Here is a 20,270-nt window from a genome sequence, read left to right as displayed (position 1 = left end):
AATCGGCTGCAAAGGAGGTACAGCATGAACGGAAAAGACCAGTTTTTCTCGATTAACCGCGAGCAGGATTGGCTGCGCGGCACCGGGTATAATCTTGATTTTCATTTAGCAGGCTTCGGCGTTCGCCGCGATAACAAATATGGAATAGCGGGAACGATTCAACTGGGTGACCTCGCAGGTACAGCTGCCATTCAAGAGCTGGCTGTTTCCCAGCATGAGCATATGTTTTTGCTGGATGAGCGCGCGGATCTGTGGATTTACGACCGCCGTAATGCTGATCATAAGCGCTTGTTTACACAAGGGCATGGTCTGTTTAGCTCCCATGCAAGACTTGCTGCCTCCGGCGAGCTTTTAATTGCCGCAGATCGCATGGGTGAGAGGACAGTCGCTGCTTACCATACCGGCAATGGACAAACGCTCTGGTCGCGCGGAGGCAATGAAGCAGATGGAGTTCTGCTGCATCCGCTTGCGATAGCAGCGGATAACCGGTATGTATACGTGCTGACACCGCTTGAACTGGATACGGGAGGCGATGAGCCGTCAATAGCAGAAGGCGCTAAGCTGGGTATTATCCAGTTTACGTTAGGCGGCGCACTCGTCAGTGTATGGAGTGATCCAAAGTTTACACAGCATGTACGAGCGAAGCTAAGGCATTTGAACCGAACGTACTTCATGACCGTCGCGGCATCGGGTGAGCTTTATATATTTGATACGTTATACGCAAAGCTATTTTCATTTGGGCCTACTGGAACATTGAGTGCGAAACGTGAACTCCCTGCTCTTCCTTATGCAGGATTATGTGCTGACAGCAGCGGCATGATTTATATTGGCGACACGAGGCAAATGGATCAAGTGAGCGAGGATGACCGCTTTATCGTCCAGTTGAATGCTGCTGGCGAGACAGCTGGACGCATTACAGGTTTTCGAGGCAAAGCGGATCAGCTGTTGATTGATGAGAAGGACCGCATGTACATTTTGAACAGCGAAGACGGAACGATTACGATCTTGAACTTACAGCCGCAGACGCTGTTGATGGAGGAAACGGGTGTTCCTGAAGGGGTCTGGCTTTCACGGGCGTTCGATAGCGCAGAAGCCGAAACCGTCTGGCACAAGATGGCGCTTAACTCCTTTATTCCAGATGGCACACAGATTCATATATCCTATTTCAGTCAAAATGACGACAGCTGCATTATCGCCGGAAGCTATCGAAAAGTAGACGATTGGCTAGAAGATGCGACGATCCCCTACCGCGAAAAGCTGAATGCACTAGCCGAATTTTGGTCACCGCCGGTTATTAATCCGAGTGACGCATTGTTTTTTGGAGCAAAAGGACGTTACTTGTGGCTAAAAATCGAGTGGATCGCTTCGGAGCGGTATACGCCGCTCTTGGAGTCCATGCGAATTTATTTTCCGAGAGACACGTACTTAAATTATTTGCCTGCTGTCTATCAAGAGGACCCGGCAAGCCGTGATTTTCTTGAGCGTTATTTATCATTATTCGGCACGTTGTTTTCCGAGATTGAGGAAGAAATTGAGGATTTATCGGAATACATCGATCCTGAACGGGCAACGGGCGAGCATTTACGCTGGCTGGCGACTTGGGTTGGCCTAGAAACGGATGATTATTGGACGGATGAGCAGGTGCAGGCGTTCATTCAGGCCGCACCAGAGCTTTATCGTTACCGCGGCACGCGTCAAGGCTTAATGAAAACGATCGAGATTTATACGGGTGTTGCACCGCTGATCGTGGAATATTTTCAAACAAAGGCGATGCGCGACAACGGAGAGCTGCGGCATCTGACAGATCAGCTTTATAGCGGTGATCCGTATACGTTTACCGTGCTGCTGCGTCCGGAACAGGCTCCAACTGAGAAGCAGCGAGTCGTTATCGAACAGCTGCTGGATGAGCAAAAGCCGGCCTATACGGAAGCGAAGCTGGTGCTGCTGCAGCCATGGATGTATTTGGATTTACATACGTACTTAGGCATAAATACGGTGCTGACTGAGCCTTCCCTGCTCAAGTTGAACCCTGATCGTTCGATGCCAAATGATACGCTGATCGTTGACGTTGGCATGGAGAAGCGCATGGATATCCATACCCGTTTAGAAATGGATTCAGAGCTGGAATAGTATAATTACGCGAAGGAGCGGTACAAGTGAAAAAATCGAGGCTGTATCCATTTGAGAGAAATCGTTATTTTTACGGGAAGCTGTTGACGGTACGCGATTTCGAGTCGGAGCAAAAATATTTTAACGATAAAAGAAGGCTGTTGAACCGTCTGCTCTATGGCAGCGGCGTGTTGTCCGGCATGCAGGTTGTAGCGGTAGATGACAAAACAATTTCGGTCGAAATGGGCGTAGCGATCGATTATATTGGACGAGAACTCGTAATTCCTTCTCCTGTAACGTTAAAGCTGTCGATGATCGAGGGCTTTACAAACAATGAATATAAGAAAAACGTATACTTGTGCGTCGCTTATGATGAGAAAGGCAAGGAGCCCGTTCACTCGGTAGGCAATTCAGCAATTCGCAACGATGAAGTGAGCGAATACAACCGTGTGCTTGAATCCTATCGTTTATTCATTAATGAAGAAGCGCCTGCACCGTCCTCATTTGAATTCGTTAGATTGCTTGAAAATGTAGCTACGATTTATGAAGATGCGAATGTACGGATTACGCAGCGTATGCCAAAGTATGTGAATGTCGGCGAGGTTGTTGAGGTTAAGCTGGTGGTTGAGAAGACACTGCAAACGCCGCGAATTGCATTCCAATATGATTATGAAGCGATGGGCTTCACCTCTGTTGGCCATGATGGGAATACCGTTATGTTTGTTGAGCCGGGCGATGCGCAGGAAACAGAGTACTCCGTTAGCTTTCATTTGAAAGCGCCGCAGACTGCTGGCGTCAAAGCACAGCTTGCTGTACCTAATCATGCTGCGAAGTTAACCATTGGCGACTCGGCTATTCCACTGGATACGAATGCGAAGCACATCATTGAGGTGCTGGACGAGCCAGTAGCGAATCGAATATTGAAGGATTGGCATGAACGCAGCTTAGAGCAGGCAGTAGAGGGTTCTGCTGATCAAAGCATCTGCCTAGCCAAAATCAGCTTGCTCCAAATGGGACCGACCTACATGATTGAGAAGGTGGATCGTGTACCTTTTGATGAATATATCGAGAGCACCGCACTGCTGCAGCGTTTAACGCAAACGTCGCAATCCTCATCGCTTCATAAGTTTTATGCGAGCGCGGAGACGCATGATCTGGAATATGATGAGAAGCCATCTCTTGATGTACAGTATCATCCCGAACGCAATGAATTTGATTTCAAGCTTGGTATTCCGCGGCCTCAGCATTTGTATGATGAGATTTCTACGGGTACAATGGAAGTAGCGCTGGAGTCTATCGGAAAGACAGGCGGCTTCTTCTTCTCGCGCGGCAAAAAAAACTATGTGTCTGATGAAATTCAGCATGGTCTTGGCGAGGGTCAAGTATCGGTTGTAGTCGGCTTGGAAGAGATCGATAAGACGATTTTGGCTGACCAAACAAGCACGATGAAAAAAGTATATTATGGACAAAGCGACGTATTTAAAGGCACAGAGTTTGAGCCTGATATACCGAATGTATCGCTTGGAACAATTGTGTATCCGGAGAAGGGCACATTCCGCATCGGAATGAAGCTTCAAGGTGAAACCGAGTCGGCTGCGTCTGTAATCGCCGTTCGCTGGTGGGCATTCAAAAGTTTAGGCGCGGTGAAAGCGGCTGATCAAGTAAATGATGAGATAGATCAAGGGTTTGCAGAAGCGGCTGCATCGCAGCAGGAGTAAGCCATTATAAGCTGTTCAGAAGGTCGATAAGAACGATGATCTTGCTGAGCAGCTTTTTTTATATATGGCGTAAAATTGTGTAGGTGTACAAGAAGGAGGCTTTGATTTGAAAGACCTTTATGAGCGTTTAAGGGAGCTGAGCGAGGATGAGGCTAGAAGCCTTCTAAACGACCTTCTAAATCTGACTGTACCGTTTACTGAACAAGGAAATGGGGAACAGAAGGCTTTGGCTGACTCCATTGTACAAATGTATGAAAAAAGCGTGCAGCACTCACATTCCTTGCGAGTTGAAGCTGAGCAGAGGAAAAGCATGGTTCATCTCGTATGCAGCATGTCGGATGCAGGATCTTTGAAAGTAGCCCTAAGCAATTTAGGAAACCGAGCAGACAATGAGGTATTGTCGTTTAATGATTGCTTTTCAGTAGGTCCAATTAAGGATATTGATCGTGCAGAAGGACAGCGGTCACGAGAATTTTGGCAAATGGAAAAGCTGTCTGGTTTTATGTTTAATCACCACATGAATCGTGAGCATCAGATTCAGAGAATGATCGAGAAAATAACAGCCATAGCTGAGCATAACTCTATCATCATCTGGTGTGCCGATAACGCGCACGATCAGGTAGGACTGCGCTTCATCATGCATTTGCTAAAGAATCGTACCAATAGCGTACATATGATGAATGTTTCTGAGCTTTTTCGGCTTAACGCGGCAAGCATGCAGACTAACCTGCCTCACTATGCGCAAGGGCTGCTAGAGAGGGATGTTTACTTAAATATCGTAATCGGATATGAGCAAGCAGAGAAAATAATAGATAGTGAGAGACGACGCTATGAAGCAGAGTGGATGGAGCTGTCTCTGGAAGAGTGTACACTGCGTATATGGGAAGATGGCAAGATTAAGCTTGCTGCTGAAGAGGAGCTTGATAGGAGGCTTATAGCTATTATTGATAAGCTTGCAATCGAAAGCGAGGATGGTTTTGTAAAGGCAGGAGCTGTTATCGGAGAATTACAGGACCACTATTTCCAGCTAATTGACTTTCGTTTCACTGAATATCGGCTGTGGACGCTAATTAGCGACGGCTGCTTGGCGTTTAGAGGACTGCCGAATGCGATGCATCAATATTCCGTGCGAAATAACAAAGGGAGGACCATTTGATGAAGCCGTTATTTGGGAAGGATTCTGCTATACCAGATAAGAAAAAGATCGTTTTTCTAGGAGACAGCATCACGGATGAGGGCACGTTTATTGCCTTCATGGATGCTTATTTCCTGCAGCATATGCAAGCCAATCAAATGACACTCATTAACCTTGGCGTAAGCAGCGAGACAGCATCTGGCTTAAGCGAACCGGAGCATCCTTTTCCTCGTCCCTGCGTGCATGATCGGCTTGGCAAGGCTCTAGCGGAAAGCAAACCAGACTGGGTCGTTGTATGTTATGGGATGAATGACGGCATCTATTATCCTTATTCTTCTGATAGATTCCAAGCGTATCAACAGGGTCTATTACGGGCTGTTACTCAGATTAAGGCTGCGGGAGCCAAAGTAATTCTTATGACGCCGCCTCCATTTGATGCTGCATCGTTTACCGGCGGCAGCCTGCTTCCTTCGGGGCAACCAGCATACAGCTATTCTCAACCATTTGCTGACTATGAGGATGTATTGAAGCGATACGCAGACTGGGTGCTGACTTTGGACGATGTCGCAGATGCGCTCGTTTCTATCCATGATCCAATGCTTCGCATGTGGGAGCATAAGCGTAAGGAGACTCACAATTATATAACGGGGGACGGTATTCATCCGAATGCTGAGGGGCACTGGCTGATCGCCGCGGCTCTTCTTCGTGTGTTGTTTAATATATCACTGGAGCAAATGCCCGAATATGTGCTCCAACCAGACTCTTCATCGCTATTCTCAGCTGTACAGCAGCGCCATCGTTTGCTTAGCTCGGCATGGAAGGAGCATGTTGGACATACGAACCCGAATAAAGCGGAAGCGCTGCCGCTGGAGCTGGCATTGAAGGAGGGCGAATCACTTAAAAATCTCATTCTCTCCTTGGCTGATCGGCCAGAGAACAAAAATAATAGCCGCGCTTCGAGCTGGAAGGGCTATGAGCGTATCGATTTTATGCTGGAGGGAAGAGAAGGACTAATCGTTTTTCCTAAAGCATTTGCCGAAGGCAGGCCATGGATATGGCGCGCTGAGTTTTTTGACGCGTTCTCCTATGCCGATATGGCTTTGCTCGAGCAGGGCTGGGCAATTGCTTATTATCGACTAAGCGACATGTATGGATGCCCGGGCGCGGTAGAGCGGATGCGAACGTTCCAAACCTACGTGACAGGAGCTTATGAGCTCGCTCCGAAAACGGTGCTTTTTGGCTTCAGCCGCGGCGGGTTATATGCGTTTAACTATGCAGCTAAGTATCCAGACCAAGTGAAGCTGCTGTACTTAGATGCCCCTGTACTCGATATGCGCAGCTGGCCAGGCGGGAAAGGCGCAGCTTCAGGTGGTGCGGCTGAGTGGGAGGAGTGTCAGGCTGTTTACGGCGAGCTAGAAGAAACGGAATCGTCACTAAAGGGCTGCTCTCCTCTGGACAGAGTAGAAGAGCTGGCAGCAGGTGGTATTCCCGTTTTGATCGTTGCAGGAGATGCTGATATTCCGCTGCCTATTGAAGAGAACACGCTGCCATTCGAGAAACGTTACCGGGAGCTTGGCGGAACCATTAAAGTCATTGTGAAGCCGGGAGTCGGTCATCACCCGCATAGCTTGGAGCAGCCAGAGCCGATTTTATCTTTTATTCAGCAGTATTGCTAGTGAGAGAATGATAACCATAAAGAACGGGCGATGGGAAATGCACGAAAATGATAGTCTTCAACTTTGGTGTGTGGAGCTAACGGACATCGGAGCCGATATTAGCGTGGTGACTCGATTTTTATAGTCTAACGGACATCAGATCCGTTATTTGCTCGGAATCTCCATTTTTAAGGGGCTAACGGACATTGGAGCCGTTATTGCTTGGAATCTCCATTTATAAAGAGCAAACGGACATCAGATCCGTTATTTGCTTCGGAATCTCCATTTTTAAGGAGCAAACGGACATCAGATCCGTTATTTGCTCGGAATCTCCATTTTTAAGGAGCTAGCGGACATGCAGTCTCTTATTTGGCTTCAAGAGCAATGATTATCCTTCAATTTGGATCAATAATGCATCTGATGTCCGTTAGAATTCGAAATGGGCTTTAAATCAGTAAATAGCGGAATGTATGTCCGTTATAATATGCTCCCCAAATAGTAGACAGGTGAAGTAATAAAAAAACCTTTGCTATGAGTGGAGCATTTTCATGTCTAAATTCATTAAAGAAACTTACCATTATCAAAGAGATCGAAAGTGGTAAACTGACCCTATGGCCGCTGTCTACAACAGTCCCATAGTATTCTTCTGGGGAACCCTGAAGTGTGAAAAATATAATTTGCAAGCATACCGAACTTTTGATGAGCTTGAGCAGGACATTGAAGCCTACATTCACTTTTACAATTACTAACGGTAACAGGCAAAACTAAACGGCCTCAGTCCAATGGAGTTTAGGACTAAGGCCGTTTAACGTTTTTTTCTACTTGACGGGGGGCAGTTCACTGTTATTGTTATTCCTCAGGAATGATATAGGACATTTCAAGTCGTACAGGCTTATCTTTATTTAATAAAAAACTGAGAAGCGTACTGCCTGACTTGAACAGAACCCGTACTCGGCCATTGTCGAGCTTTTCCTTGGTGGATACCGTTTTGGCAGCTAATAATCTGCTGTACGTTTGTTCCATGACAACTGGATTCCATGTCGTCAGTTGACTTACAAAAAAAGCTTCTGGATTGTCTTCATCGACTTCCAGTACAAAGGACATTTGCATTGCGCTGAACGTCAGCGTTTGCGGCAGTATTGGATCGAGTGCTAGGTCGGGATCAACAAATACAGAGTCTTCGCTTTTCGTTGTATCCTTCTCTGTGTTCGCCGCCGATTCCTTGGTGCTGCCTAGTGCAGCAGGTAGAGCAGTGGAGCTGCCAGCAGCCATTGTCTTCGTCTGAATGCTTTGCGGTGTTGCTGTTGGCATTGCGGCTGAATTACTGCTGCCCTCCGGCGTCGCCGAAGGTGCTATCGCTGCTTGGTCTGTCGCTTTCGGTTCAGGTGATGAAGAATCTGCTGAAGCATCAGCTTCGTCGGCCGTTATAGGTTCAGTAGGTTCGTCTACAATAATTTCTTCAGTAAGCTCTTCCTCAGGAACAGTTACAGGAGCATCAGGAACACCCAACGTTTCTTGCAGCTTTACGAGCGACAGATTCATGAAGCCTTCAGCGTACAAGCTGCCGTCTCTGAAAAAACCTTTATAGAGAGGCGCGCCGTCCATATCGTACAGTGCTCCTATGCCTTCATATTTGTTATTGACGAATTTGCCGTCATAGACAATACCGCCCGAGGCATTAAACATTTGTCCACTGCCATTCTGCTGTCCGCTAGCGAACGACCCTGTATAAACAACAGAGCCTGTCTCATTAAATAAGCTGCCAACCCCGTGATAGCTGCCGAGCAGAAAGGCGCCGTCATATTTTACGAAACCTGATGGGTAATATTGTTTCCCCGGGCCAGACAGCTTGCCAGCAAGGAAGCTGCCTTCGAATAATAAAACGCCATTATTGTCAAACTGCTTGCCTGTACCCTCATAAACACCAGTATTAAATTGGCCTTCATAGATCAGCTTGCCTGATTCATTGTAAAGTTTGCCATCGCCGCTGTATGAACCCTTCAGAAAGGCGCCTGCATAGATGATTCCGCCGCCAGCATCATATGCTGTACCAGCTCCATCGTACGCTCCGGCTGCAAACTCGCCCACATATTGAGGTTTTCCGCCTGGATAAAATAAAGTTCCAGCACCCGCATATTGATCGTCAGCAAACTGTCCGCGGTAGAGAAGCTCTCCCTCTTCATTAAACAACTCGCCTGAGCCCGCCATCATTCCTTTAGCGAAATCTCCTTGGTAACGAAGCTTGCCGTTTGGATAATATAGCTTCCCTGGACCACTGTATTGACCATCGACAAGTTCCCCTTTAAATAGCAGATTACCTTCTGCGTCAAGGACGGATGCAGCGCCTGTGAAGCTGCCATTCGCAGCAGCAGCAGCTTCCAGCTGAGGCGTTCGTCCGAACCATTTGTTAATGAAGGCTGGCGGGCTTATAAATCCAAAATAAACGATGATTAGAGTAATGACGAGAACAAGAGCGATAAGCTTCTTTGCTATGTAGTAGCTGCCAATGCGCAAATAATTGTTGAGCGATCGAAGCGGGCCAAAAATAGCAGTGACCAGCCATTTGCGGAGCACGGCAATCATACGCTTTGGCAGCGTTTTCGCCCGTTTAAGAGGCGCAATAATTTTTCGCTTAATGGGCTTGATTATGGGATTTAGAATTTGCGCTATCATATCATGGCACCTGTATCGTCATTTGTCCCGGATTCACGAACTGAATGACGCCTCCCCAGTTGCACATGCATTTGGACGAATTATTTAAAGCGGGCATGTTCGCAACTAACACGGTTGGCGAGCCGGGCACCCATGGAGCGGCTGTAACGGGAATACAGGGCTGAGGGGTAAGTACGCCTAAGGCAGCAGCAGTTGCGGCTGCGACCATCGGATTGGCCAGCGAATTACAAACCCCAAAGGGCAATATATTAACCATCGGTTTATTATCCATAATGTTCGCGATCGGCATAGCCGTCAAAACGCGATTGGCAGGCAACACATTAAACGTGCCGGGAGCTGCTCCAAAAGAGCATTGCATGGTAGCCCCTCCGCATATAAGTTGTCCCATATAATTCCTTCCTGAGAGTAGGCCTTACTTAATGCCTCTCCTGTTTTTTTGCTATATTCTACTATTTTAATAGTACTATAAGCCCTAAAAGCCATCAACATAAACCTACTAAAATAGCTAACATTCGATGAATACTTACAACAATGCTGATGCTAAATGACTAAACATGTAGTAATATGGAAATAGAAATATTTTGAAAAATGAAAGCGATGGTGCACATGCGAAGGTCCACTATGGGTATGACTCTTCTGAGTATAATAGCAATTTGCCTCGGCTTCTGGCTTTATCCAAACTTAAATCACTTTCAAACCCCTCCGTATAAAACAGAGAAACCCCTCACTTATTTATCCAAGGCTTCGGCAGGGCCGGATGGAAGCATGATCGTTATCGGAGATTCACGTCAAGAGATTATACGAATCGGCAGCAAAGGATCTATTGAAGAGGTCATCCGGCAGGATGATGCTACCATTAGACATGATTTTACAGATATAGCGGTGGCGGCTGACGGCACAATCTATGTTCTTGATACAATTTTGGACGGATATGGGCTTTATGTACGCGAAGAAAGGATTGTTCGCTACGCGATCGGCGATACAAAAGGAACGGTCCTGTTTACGTTCGAGGGAAGCGGTACCAACAAACGGGTAGGGCTGATCAAGGGTCTTCAAGTTGTAAAGGAAGATATTTATTTCTACATAAACGAAGAGACGAACGTACAATTAAATCGATTATCTGCTGCGGGCGGCAAGGCAGAGGAGCTGCTAACATTCAAATTGCCTGCAGATCGTTACCTATCAGAAATCGTAGGTTATGCGCCGGATCAAATCTATTACTCTACGAAGCGTGGCGCTATTTTCAGAGTGAATGCAGGCGGCGAAAGCGAGCTGTCCTATCCGCTGGAAGGCATGGACCGCACTCGCAAAAACTTCCCAGAGGGACTGCTACTGCACGAGAATGGAAAGTTATATTTTATTGATCGCCTAGTAAATGCAGTTACGAGTATGAATGCGAAGGATTCCAGTAATTTAAGAACGGTCATAGATGAGGCATCGTTAAAGACAATAGCTCCGCATGCGGAAAGCCTTGATATTATGGATTTGACAATGAACGCAGCAGGGCAGATGGAGCTTGCTTTAGGTGACAGCATCGTCAGTATGGATGAGGCTGGCAGCAACACGAGTGTCCTTGCGAAGCTAACTTATGATCGCGGTTCGGCGGTACAGGGTTGGATGACGTGGCTGGCCGCTGCCTTAATGCTCGTGATTTTAGTAATCATAATCAGACTGTTTTATGTACATGTGCTTAATCGCAGAATCTCATTGTTTTTCAAACAAGTTTTTGCAATTGTACCGATATTGATAATAGCGATGATTATGTTATCCAATTTTATTTATGATAGTTTCTCCAGCAAAATGGAAGATGAGATGCAGAAGCAGCTGTCTTTGCTTGCGCGCAATGGTCAAAATATGATTAACGGCGACCAGCTGAATCGATTGACTTCGCCAAACGATTATATGAGCAAGGATTATGAATCGATTCGGAGCAAAATGAACTTCTTGTTCGAAAGCGAGGATCCTGCAAATCGCAAAGGTCTGTACAGCACATTATACAGATATGAAAATGGTGAAATCTTCATCATTATGGATGATGATGACGGCGTTAATATGTACAAGCCTTTTCCTAAGAACGAGCTGAACCGGCTTGTGGTTGAGAAGGGCGAGGTTGTAACGGACCGATGGGAAGATGCTACAGGCAAATGGCTATATGCAATTGGACCTATCTATGATTCTACTAACAAAATTGTAGGCGTTTATGAAACAGGCCGGGATTTGAATGTATTGTATCAATCCAACCAAACCATTTACAAAAGCATTATGCGAAACATTGGGCTTATAAGCTTAGTATTAATCGTTCTCGTACTCGCTGTAACGTATTATTTGCTCTCATCGCTGCGCAAGCTTCGCAAAAGCGTAATGGAGATGGCAAATGGCAACTGGGATGTGAAGGTCAACATACGATCACAGGATGAGGTCGGCGATTTGGGAGAGCAGTTCAATCGCATGGCGCTTCATATTCGAACGTACATAAAGGACATTACTTCGTTCAGCGAAGCTTCGCATCGTTTTGTACCGCAGCAGATTTTTAAATATTTAGGCAAAAAGGGAATTACCGATATTCACCTTGGAGATCAGGTTCAGCAAAATATGACGGTTATGGTCGCGAATATTCGCTCATTCCATCATTTATCGAAGCAGTTGACTCCAAAGCAAAATTTTGATTTTATGAACACCTTTCTAAAACGGTTTAGTCCATTTGTTCGGACAGAGGAAGGACTAATAAGCAAATATTTGGGCGCAGGTTTTATGGCTCTGTTCCCTTCACGAAATGAAGATGCGCTGCGCGCGGCTGTTGCGATACGCAGAGAGCTCGTTTCCTATAATGAAAGCTTGAAGGCTTCCGGCTTTGCTCCGGTTGATCTAGGGATGGCCATTCATAAAGGGCCGCTTATGCTTGGGATCGTGGGTGAAGAGCAGCGGATGGAAGGCAATGTGATCTCCGATGACGTGAATATTACAGCAACATTAGAGCGGATGTCCGATACGATGGGCGCATCAATACTTGTCACTCGTACGTTCTATGAGCAGCTGCGTTCACCTGAACGCTTCCGCTTCCGTCTGCTTGGTCGTGTGCGAATTGACGGCAAGGATGATCCGATTGAGCTTATTGACGTATATGAGGGAGATTCAGATACAGAGCGCGCTTTAAAGGATCGTACAAAGCCGCTGTTTGAGAAGGGGATTATGCTTTGCCAAGAGGGGCGTTTCTTCGATGCGAGAGAAACCTTTATAGAAGTGATCAAAATAAATCGTTTCGACAAAGCTGCAAAGTTATATTTTTACCTTTGTGATGAGTATTACCAGAAGGGATCAACTGAGGGCTGGAATGGCACACTCGCGGTTTAAAAATTGAAGTTAGGAGGAAGGTCGAATGCTTGTTGGACAGTTTCGGATTAGTCGCATCTCCACAATAGATGAGGCGGAAAAAGTCGTCGCATTTTTATTATCAGGCTTTTCATTTGATGATACTCGTTACACGCCAGGCGAGCTGACGCATTTCCGAGAGCTTCCATTTCGCGCGGTAAATAATGAAATTTATTTCTGGTATGCCGAGGATGAGGATGGAAATGTCATAGGCATAAATTGCATCGCCGAAAATGAGCAAAAAACCGGAGGTTTCAATTGGGACTACATGGTTGTTCATCATGATTATCGCAAAGTAGGCGTGGCGGCGCTGCTGATGGAGCAGATGTATGACTTTTTAGGAGAAGTAAACGCCAGATATCTAGTAACCTATACTTGCGATCTGCCAGAGTACAACCGCATTCGTCAATTGTTTGAGAGCAGCGGCTTTACACTGGTTGGTAGATGCCCAGATTATTACTACGAAGGGGAAGACCGCTTAATCTATCATCGAAAGCTGGTTTAAAAAGATATGACTAAAGATACCATATTGCGCGCAATCGGTGCCCGTCCAGAGGATCAGCGAAAGCTGCTTATGATGGCACCTGTTTTTTTTATTTGCGGCATATCTGAAATGCTTAATTACAATGGCTTTATGACGTTGTTCAATCAGCGGTTCGGAAGTGAATACCTTCCCTATGTATATGCGGCGGAGGCTATCATTTTGCCGCTGGAGGCGTGGCTCTTGTCCTGGCTTGCTGCTAGGCTGCCAAAGCCGAAGCTGATGCGCGTCTTATATGGAATAATGCTAGGCATCGTTGCCGTAAATGCATTGGTGCTGCTAGTATTGCAGAGCTTCGATCTAGATCTGAGAGGGTATTATCCCGTCTTGTTCATAGCGTCCAGCTTTGTCGTAAGGCAGCAGACTCTATTGCTTTGGAGCTTGGCCGTTGATTTGTGCTCGACGCAGCAAGCGAAGCGTCTCATGCCCGTGTTCGTTGGCTCTGCAACGCTTGGCGGAGTAGCGGCAGGTTTGCTTGCACAGCTTTTAAGCCTATTTTTTGGACCCGAGGTTATTTATGCCGCTTCCGGTTTGCTGCTTCTGGCTGCATTGCCGAATTACCGTAAAGTGATTACCCGTTATTTGGTGCCATTGTCGATCAAAATTGAAGCAAATGCTCTGGAGGAGGAGCCGGTGTCAACGGGAGCGGTGTTTAAGCACGCGCTTCGATCTCCTTTTTTGCTAACCGTTATTTTGCTTATGACACTGATGCCAGCTCTTTATTTTCTAATGGAATATGAATTTCTGAATGTAACAAAAATGTCATTCCCAAGCGAACAGGCTTTCAGCCGGTTTTTTGGAATGATTACGATGGTGCTGTTTGTTCTCGCCTTTTTGCTGCAAACCGTCTCAGGCAAGCTGATGGCACGCCTTGGTGCAAGCCAAATGCTTACGGCCATATCGGGCGTGTATGTTCTCGCATTTGCCGGCGCTTTATTTTTTGTTGGCGGTCCAGCGGCGCTTCCAATGATATCTATCGGCTACATGCTGTTATATTTGCTGCTTTATTATTCAGCCGAGCCTTCTTATCAGCTGTTCTTCAAGACGCTTCCGCTTGCGCAGCGCGACAGCTACAGATATGCAGCGCAAGGAATTGCGGCTACGGCGGGCATTTTGATCGGTGCTGGCTTGCAGTTTTTGCATTCAGGCTTTGGGGTATCCTGGACAGCCTTGTCGTTTGTAGGATTTGCAGGCGCCGTGCTGCTGTTTGTGCTTGCTTGGTTCGGCAGAAGGTTCTATATGCGCGAGCTTGTAGGCAGCATACAGACCATTGGCGAGCAGGATTTAGCGGAGCAGTTCGATGAATTCAGTCGCAACGAAGCTGCGATGGCAGAGCTCAGGGCTATGTTGAAACAGCCGATAGATTCTGCAAAAGAAATTGCCTTGCAAATTATCGGCAGGCAACAAAATCCGAATGATGTTGCCGATTTGCTGGCGTTGATTGATGATCCGAATCCACGCATTCGCGTTGCTGCCGTTAGAGCGATGAATCTCGAGCGTGCAGACCTGCATGCGATGGTGAAGGTAGCAGCATTTCTTGAGGATCAAGACGATGAGATGCGTGCCGAAGGAGTAAGACAGATTGGCAGAATGAAGCATATGGAGCATCAGGCGTTTTATTTCCTGCGGCAAAAGCTGCTTGATCGGCATCCGAGCGTCATTGCAGAGGCAGTCAAAGCGATGTACTCCTTTAACAATGCAGCAAGTCTCGAGGCATGTGCGGAAGTGATTGATCGTATTCTTGATGCAGGAGGCGAATCCTCGGTTTATATTTGCCGAGTTATCGCGGAGCTTGAGCTGTATTCTTTTGTGCCGAAGGTTGAGAAGCTTGTTGATGATGTGCATCCAGCTGCAAGAGTGGCAGCAATCGCTTGTTTGGGAAGGCTTAAGGTTACATCCATTATTCCCATTCTGTTGGAGCGTCTCCCGCTTATGGACCAAGAAATGTTCCGCACGACGACAGAAAGCTTTATTCAGATGGGCGATGGAGCGGTCGATCTGCTGATTGATAGCTTGAATGGCGCGCCGCCGAAGCGATGGACAGCTGTGATGATTGCGCTCTCGGCACTTTTGCCAGATGAGCAAGTACGTTCTAAGCTAACGGATGAAGCGTTAAGCCGTTTAAGTGAGCTTGAGGCAGCGTCAGGTTATTCCTTGTCGCTTAAACAGCTAGGGAAGACGGAGCTTGCAGAACTTGCTTTGCTGCGCTGGCGAGAGGTTCGCGACTTTATTTTTACAGGTGTATGGGCGGTGCTGACCAAACTTGCGGATGAGCAGGTAGTTGATGCGATCAGAAGGGCAGCTGCTGATGAAGACGAAGAAATTCGCAGCAATGCTTGGGAAGTGCTCGCGGAGGGCATGGGTGAGCGCAGATTATCGCAGTTTTTGCTGACCGTTCTAGAACGCGGCGAAGCTGGAAGAGAAGTAACTTCCGATGAGGAAGCGACTGTCCTATTGGAGGCAGCGCTAAACGGAAATGATGATTGGTGGCGGGAGATCGCTGCAGCGGCGTTAGTGGAGGAGGGGGAACAAATGTCCAAAGACCAGCAGATGATGAGCCGTTTAAACAAAGTAGTCTTTTTAAGACAGGTTCCCTATTTCGCTGATTTATCGCTTGAGGAGCTAGGCTTAATCGCTAATATAGCCGAGGAGTATGTATGCCCGGATGGAGAGAATCTTCTGCAAAGAGGAGAGCCTAACCCCGCGATGTATGTCATCGTTGACGGCAATATCGAGCTCACTAGCATTTCCGCGGCAGGCTGGGAAGGAACGATCGGCGTACTCGGTGCAGGGGATGTGTGCGGCGTAACTTCAGCGCTCGACAGCACCTCATCTACAGTAACGGCGCAATCCTTGCTTGGCGATGTGAGAGTGCTGAAGCTGCTCGGCGATAATGTGTCAAGGCTCATTCGTCTGTACCCGGAAATAGGAATCGGGCTGCTCCGAGCATCGTTCGCACGCATCCGATTGCTGGAAGAAATGATGATGCGAATTGATTCGTAGCAATAAAGCAAGCTTAGCGGTTGCAACGGTACTTCAGATTGCATATAATATAGATTATTATTTCATATTCGAAGTAAAGCGATGATGGAGAAGAGTAAGCAGTACTTTCGCACAGGAAGAAGACGCCGTAGACTGAGAGCGTTTTTGTGAAATAGGCTGCCCAAGTTCACTCCTGAGCAGACACCTGAAACGCCATGATATACGGCGCGTGTAGGGAAGGTCCGGTTCCCGCCGTTATGGGGCTAAGGGATTGTCATTCAGCGCCTCTAGGCGACGTTAGCCACACTTGGTTATGCGTACAGGCTGATGCTCAATCCGAATTAGGGTGGTACCACGGTTCTTTCGTCCCTTTAGGGAGAGAGGGCCTTTTTTTGTGTAAATATAACCATTTATAAGTTTGTTAGCTTATAAAGAGCTTATATTTTACCGCGAAACGTTAGCTAAGCCTTCTAAGGATGGCTTTAGCCGTTACGCTTGCATGATTTAGGGATGATGATATGGAGGCGAAGAAAAATGAAGGAAAGATTGGAAGGACTGCGCGTTGAAGCATTGCAGGAGCTTCAGCATGTGGATACGCCACAGCAGCTAAATGATTTGCGCGTTAAATATTTAGGTAAAAAAGGCGCTTTGACTGAAATTTTGCGTGGCATGGGTGGACTAAGCGCTGAAGAACGTCCAGTAATTGGTCAAGTAGCGAATGATGTTCGAGCAGCTATTGAAACGGTTATCGATGAGAAGCAGGATGCATTCCAGCAAGCTGAGACGAACAATAGACTCCTTGCAGAGACGCTGGATGTTACGCTGCCAGGCAAGCAATTGCCTACCGGCGCAGTGCATCCTTTAAACAAGGTAGCCCAAGAAATTGAAGATATTTTTATCGGTCTTGGTTATACAATTGCCGAGGGTCCAGAGGTTGAAGAGGATTATTACAACTTCGAGGCATTGAACTTGCCTAAGAACCATCCAGCCCGCGACATGCAGGATTCGTTCTATATTACGGATGATATCTTGATGCGTACGCAGACTTCCCCGGTTCAGGTTCGTACAATGAAAGCAATGAAGGGCCAAACGCCTGTTAAGGTCATTTGTCCGGGTAAAGTTTACCGCCGCGATGATGACGATGCGACACATTCATTCCAGTTCAATCAAATCGAAGGTCTTGTCATCGGCAAAAATATTCGGATGAGCGATTTGAAAGGAGCATTGCTGCAATTCGTTCAGCAAATGTTCGGCTCACAAGCGCAAATTAGACTTCGTCCAAGCTTCTTCCCATTCACGGAGCCAAGTGCTGAGGTTGACGTTACTTGCGTTCAGTGTGGCGGCAAAGGCTGCCGCATGTGCAAGCATACGGGCTGGCTTGAAATTCTTGGCTGCGGCATGGTGCATCCACGCGTTCTTGAAATGGGCGGTTACGATCCGGAAGAGGTCAGCGGCTTTGCATTCGGCATGGGCGTTGAGCGTATCGCGTTGTTGAAATACGGCATTGACGATATTCGTCATTTCTATACGAACGATCTGAGGTTCTTAAGCCAATTCGCAAGAATGTAGCAATGAGAGAAGGGAAGAAAAGAGATGAATGTATCCTATAAATGGTTAAATGAATATATCGATTTGTCCGGCTTCACAGGACAGGAGCTTGCGGAGAAAATGACACTCGGCGGCATTGAAATCGACGTTGTGGAATCCCGCAATAAAGGCGTGACCGGCGTCGTAGTTGGTTATGTGAAATCGAAGGAAAAGCACCCGGATGCGGATAAGCTGAACGTGTGCAAGGTTGACGTTGGCACTGGCGAAGAGCTGCAAATCGTTTGCGGAGCCAAAAATGTTGATGCAGGCCAGCTTGTTCCAGTTGCAGTAATCGGTGCTGTACTGCCTGGCGATTTCAAAATTAAGCGTGCGAAGCTTCGCGGCGTTGAATCCCAAGGGATGATTTGCTCGGCGAAGGAGCTCGGCTTGAATGAAAAGCTTCTGCCAAAAGAACAGCAAGAAGGCATTCTTGTTCTTCCAGCTACAACGAAGATCGGTGCGCCAATTGGCGATGTGCTTGGCATTAACGATGAGGTGCTCGAGCTTGATTTGACGCCCAACCGTTCAGACTGCCTCAGCATGATTGGCGTTGCTTATGAGATTGGAGCTTTAACTGGCCGTGAAGTTCGTCTGCCAAAGGCTGTTATAAATCATACAAACGTACGTGCGGATAGCCTTGCAACGGTCAGCATTAGTGCGCCTGAGCATTGCTCGCATTATTCGGCTCGTTATATTAAAGGCGTAAAAATCGGTGAGTCCCCATTGTGGCTGCAAAACCGTTTGATCGCTGCCGGCGTTCGTCCAATCAACAACGTTGTTGACGTTACAAACTTTGTTATGCTTGAATACGGCCAACCGCTTCATGCTTTTGATGCAGATCGCTTGCCTGGCGGCCGCATTGATGTCCGCCTTGCAAAAGCTGGCGAAACGCTTGTTACCTTGGATGATCAAGAGCGCAAGCTAGAGCCGCATATGCTCGTTATTACTGATGGCGAGCAGCCAATTGCCCTTGCCGGCGTAATGGGTGGAGCAAGCACAGAAGTTACAGGCGAGACGGTCAACATTTTGCTCGAGTCAGCAAAATTCGATGGCGGCACCGTGCGTAAAACTTCACGTCAACTTGGACTTCGCTCGGAATCAAGCATTCGCTTTGAGAAAGAAGTAGATCCGGCGAGAGTTATTCCTGCGCTAGATCGTGCAGCTTCCCTTATCGCAGAGCTTGCTGAAGGTTTAGTTGCTGAGGGTATAGTAGAAGTGCATGCAGGTGAAGTGAAACCAGCCAAAGTGTCCGTTTCATTGGATAAAATTAATGGCTATCTGGGTACAGAGCTGTCCAGACTTGAAGTTCAGACGATATTTGGTCGTTTGCACTTTGAATATGAGCTGTCAGGCGACAATGTATTTACTGTAATTGTTCCTACACGCCGCGGTGACATTACGCGTGCAGTAGACTTAATCGAAGAAGTAGCTCGTTTGCACGGCTATGATGAAATTCCTACTACGCTCATTCACGGCGATGTTGTGCCAGGTTCGCTAACGAAGCCGCAAGCTATTCGCCGCGAGCTGCGCAAGCGCCTGTCAGATGCAGGTTTGCATGAGGTTGTCAGCTATTCCTTCACAGGACCTGAGCGGACGAAGTTATTCCCTGCACTAGCGGAGCATACGAATCCAATTCGCCTAGCCATGCCTATGAGCGAGGATCGCAGTGTACTTCGTACGACGCTTATCGCACAGCTTCTGGAGACTGCGGCTTATAACCGCAATCGCAAAAATGAATCCGCAGCGATCTTTGAGATCGGCAGCGTATTCCATACCGATGAAGAGCAATTGACTCGCCTGCCTCATGAGAAGCATCGTTTTGCAGCTCTTCTGACTGGCAATCGTTCAGAAGCTGAGTGGAATACAAAAGCGGCTCAAGTTGATTTCTATGATGCGAAGGGCATTTTGGAAACGGTATTTGCTGTACTTGGCTTAACAGCCAGCGTATCATTTGAAGCGGCTCAGCCTGAGCATTTCCATCTAGGCAGAACGGCTGCCGTTCTTCTTCACACGCCTAAAGGCAATGAAGTAATTGGTTATGTAGGCCAACTGCACCCTGCTCTTCAACTTGAGGAGGATCTAGCTGATACGTACGTGCTGGAAATTGGACTTGACCTCATCTATGAGCAAGCAGATGCGGCAATCGAATATAAAGTATTGCCTCGCTACCCGGCTATGCAGCGTGATATTGCAGTAGTTGTGGATCAAGAGGTTGCTGCTGCCAAGCTAACTGGCGTGGCATGGGACATTGCTAGCGAGCTGCTTGAATCTGTACGCGTTTTTGATGTATATACAGGAGAGAAGCTGGGAGCTGGCAAGAAGAGCGTGGCCATATCGCTTGTTTACCGTCATGGCGAGCGTACATTGACGGATGAAGAGGTAACAGAGCTGCATGGCAAGGTTGTTTTACAATTAGAACAATCTTTTGCAGCAGAATTACGCAAGTAGGCAGGAAACCTTCAAAGCCGCATCGAAATAGTTCCTAGTGAGCTATTGATGCG

General features: G+C 47.2%; 12 protein-coding genes. 10 read left to right on the top strand and 2 right to left on the bottom strand.

What is annotated here, in order from left to right:
• Positions 1–24 precede the first annotated feature (24 nt).
• The 5 genes from BK120_RS12865 to BK120_RS36385 all read left to right on the top strand — a co-directional run bounded on the left by BK120_RS12865 (position 25) and on the right by BK120_RS36385 (position 7,366).
• Entirely contained in the window at positions 25–2,130 is a 2,106-nt protein-coding gene (locus BK120_RS12865) for a phage tail protein (protein ID WP_076267905.1), read from the top strand.
• 26 nt (positions 2,131–2,156) lie between these two features.
• A complete protein-coding gene (locus BK120_RS12860; RefSeq protein ID WP_076267904.1) occupies positions 2,157–3,827 on the top strand; it encodes a hypothetical protein in 1,671 nt (556 codons plus the stop codon).
• A gap of 106 nt (positions 3,828–3,933) precedes the next feature.
• Positions 3,934–4,983, top strand: coding sequence for a DUF1835 domain-containing protein (locus tag BK120_RS12855; RefSeq protein WP_076267903.1), 1,050 nt, complete (start codon positions 3,934–3,936; stop codon positions 4,981–4,983).
• Positions 4,983–6,638: an SGNH/GDSL hydrolase family protein gene (locus BK120_RS34560; RefSeq protein ID WP_083681932.1), complete on the top strand. Its 1,656-nt coding sequence runs from the start codon at positions 4,983–4,985 to the stop codon at positions 6,636–6,638. The genes BK120_RS12855 and BK120_RS34560 overlap by 1 nt, the downstream gene beginning before the upstream one ends.
• 590 nt (positions 6,639–7,228) lie before the next feature.
• Positions 7,229–7,366: an IS3 family transposase gene (locus BK120_RS36385; RefSeq protein WP_083681930.1), complete on the top strand. Its 138-nt coding sequence runs from the start codon at positions 7,229–7,231 to the stop codon at positions 7,364–7,366.
• A gap of 100 nt (positions 7,367–7,466) precedes the next feature.
• Here BK120_RS36385 and BK120_RS12835 read toward each other — a convergent pair whose 3' ends face one another.
• Both BK120_RS12835 and BK120_RS12830 read right to left on the bottom strand, forming a co-directional pair.
• Positions 7,467–9,290 carry an MORN repeat-containing protein gene (locus BK120_RS12835; protein ID WP_076267902.1) on the bottom strand — a complete coding sequence of 608 codons (1,824 nt, stop codon included), beginning with the start codon at positions 9,288–9,290 and terminating at the stop codon, positions 7,467–7,469.
• Between the two features lies 1 nt (position 9,291).
• Entirely contained in the window at positions 9,292–9,678 is a 387-nt protein-coding gene (locus tag BK120_RS12830) for a DUF4280 domain-containing protein (protein ID WP_076267901.1), read from the bottom strand.
• Positions 9,679–10,055: 377 nt separating this feature from the next.
• On the opposite strand from BK120_RS12830, the gene BK120_RS12825 reads away from it, so the two are divergent.
• From BK120_RS12825 to pheT, 5 genes are all read left to right on the top strand, one after another.
• Positions 10,056–12,641 (top strand): adenylate/guanylate cyclase domain-containing protein, encoded by a 2,586-nt coding sequence (locus BK120_RS12825; RefSeq protein WP_179089792.1) that lies wholly within the window; start codon positions 10,056–10,058, stop codon positions 12,639–12,641.
• Positions 12,642–12,666: 25 nt separating this feature from the next.
• On the top strand, positions 12,667–13,164 hold the full coding sequence (locus tag BK120_RS12820) for a GNAT family N-acetyltransferase (protein ID WP_076267899.1): 498 nt from the start codon (positions 12,667–12,669) through the stop codon (positions 13,162–13,164).
• A 6-nt stretch (positions 13,165–13,170) separates the two neighbouring features.
• Positions 13,171–16,203: a cyclic nucleotide-binding domain-containing protein gene (locus BK120_RS12815; RefSeq protein WP_076267898.1), complete on the top strand. Its 3,033-nt coding sequence runs from the start codon at positions 13,171–13,173 to the stop codon at positions 16,201–16,203.
• Between the two features lie 513 nt (positions 16,204–16,716).
• A complete protein-coding gene (gene pheS, locus BK120_RS12810) occupies positions 16,717–17,751 on the top strand; it encodes a phenylalanine--tRNA ligase subunit alpha (protein ID WP_076267897.1) in 1,035 nt (344 codons plus the stop codon).
• Between the two features lie 24 nt (positions 17,752–17,775).
• Positions 17,776–20,217 (top strand): phenylalanine--tRNA ligase subunit beta, encoded by a 2,442-nt coding sequence (gene pheT / locus BK120_RS12805; protein ID WP_076267896.1) that lies wholly within the window; start codon positions 17,776–17,778, stop codon positions 20,215–20,217.
• Positions 20,218–20,270: the final 53 nt, after the last annotated feature.

The organism is Paenibacillus sp. FSL A5-0031, from assembly GCF_001956295.1.
Lineage (GTDB): Bacteria > Bacillota > Bacilli > Paenibacillales > Paenibacillaceae > Pristimantibacillus.
This window is presented reverse-complemented; position numbering and strand designations above follow the sequence as displayed.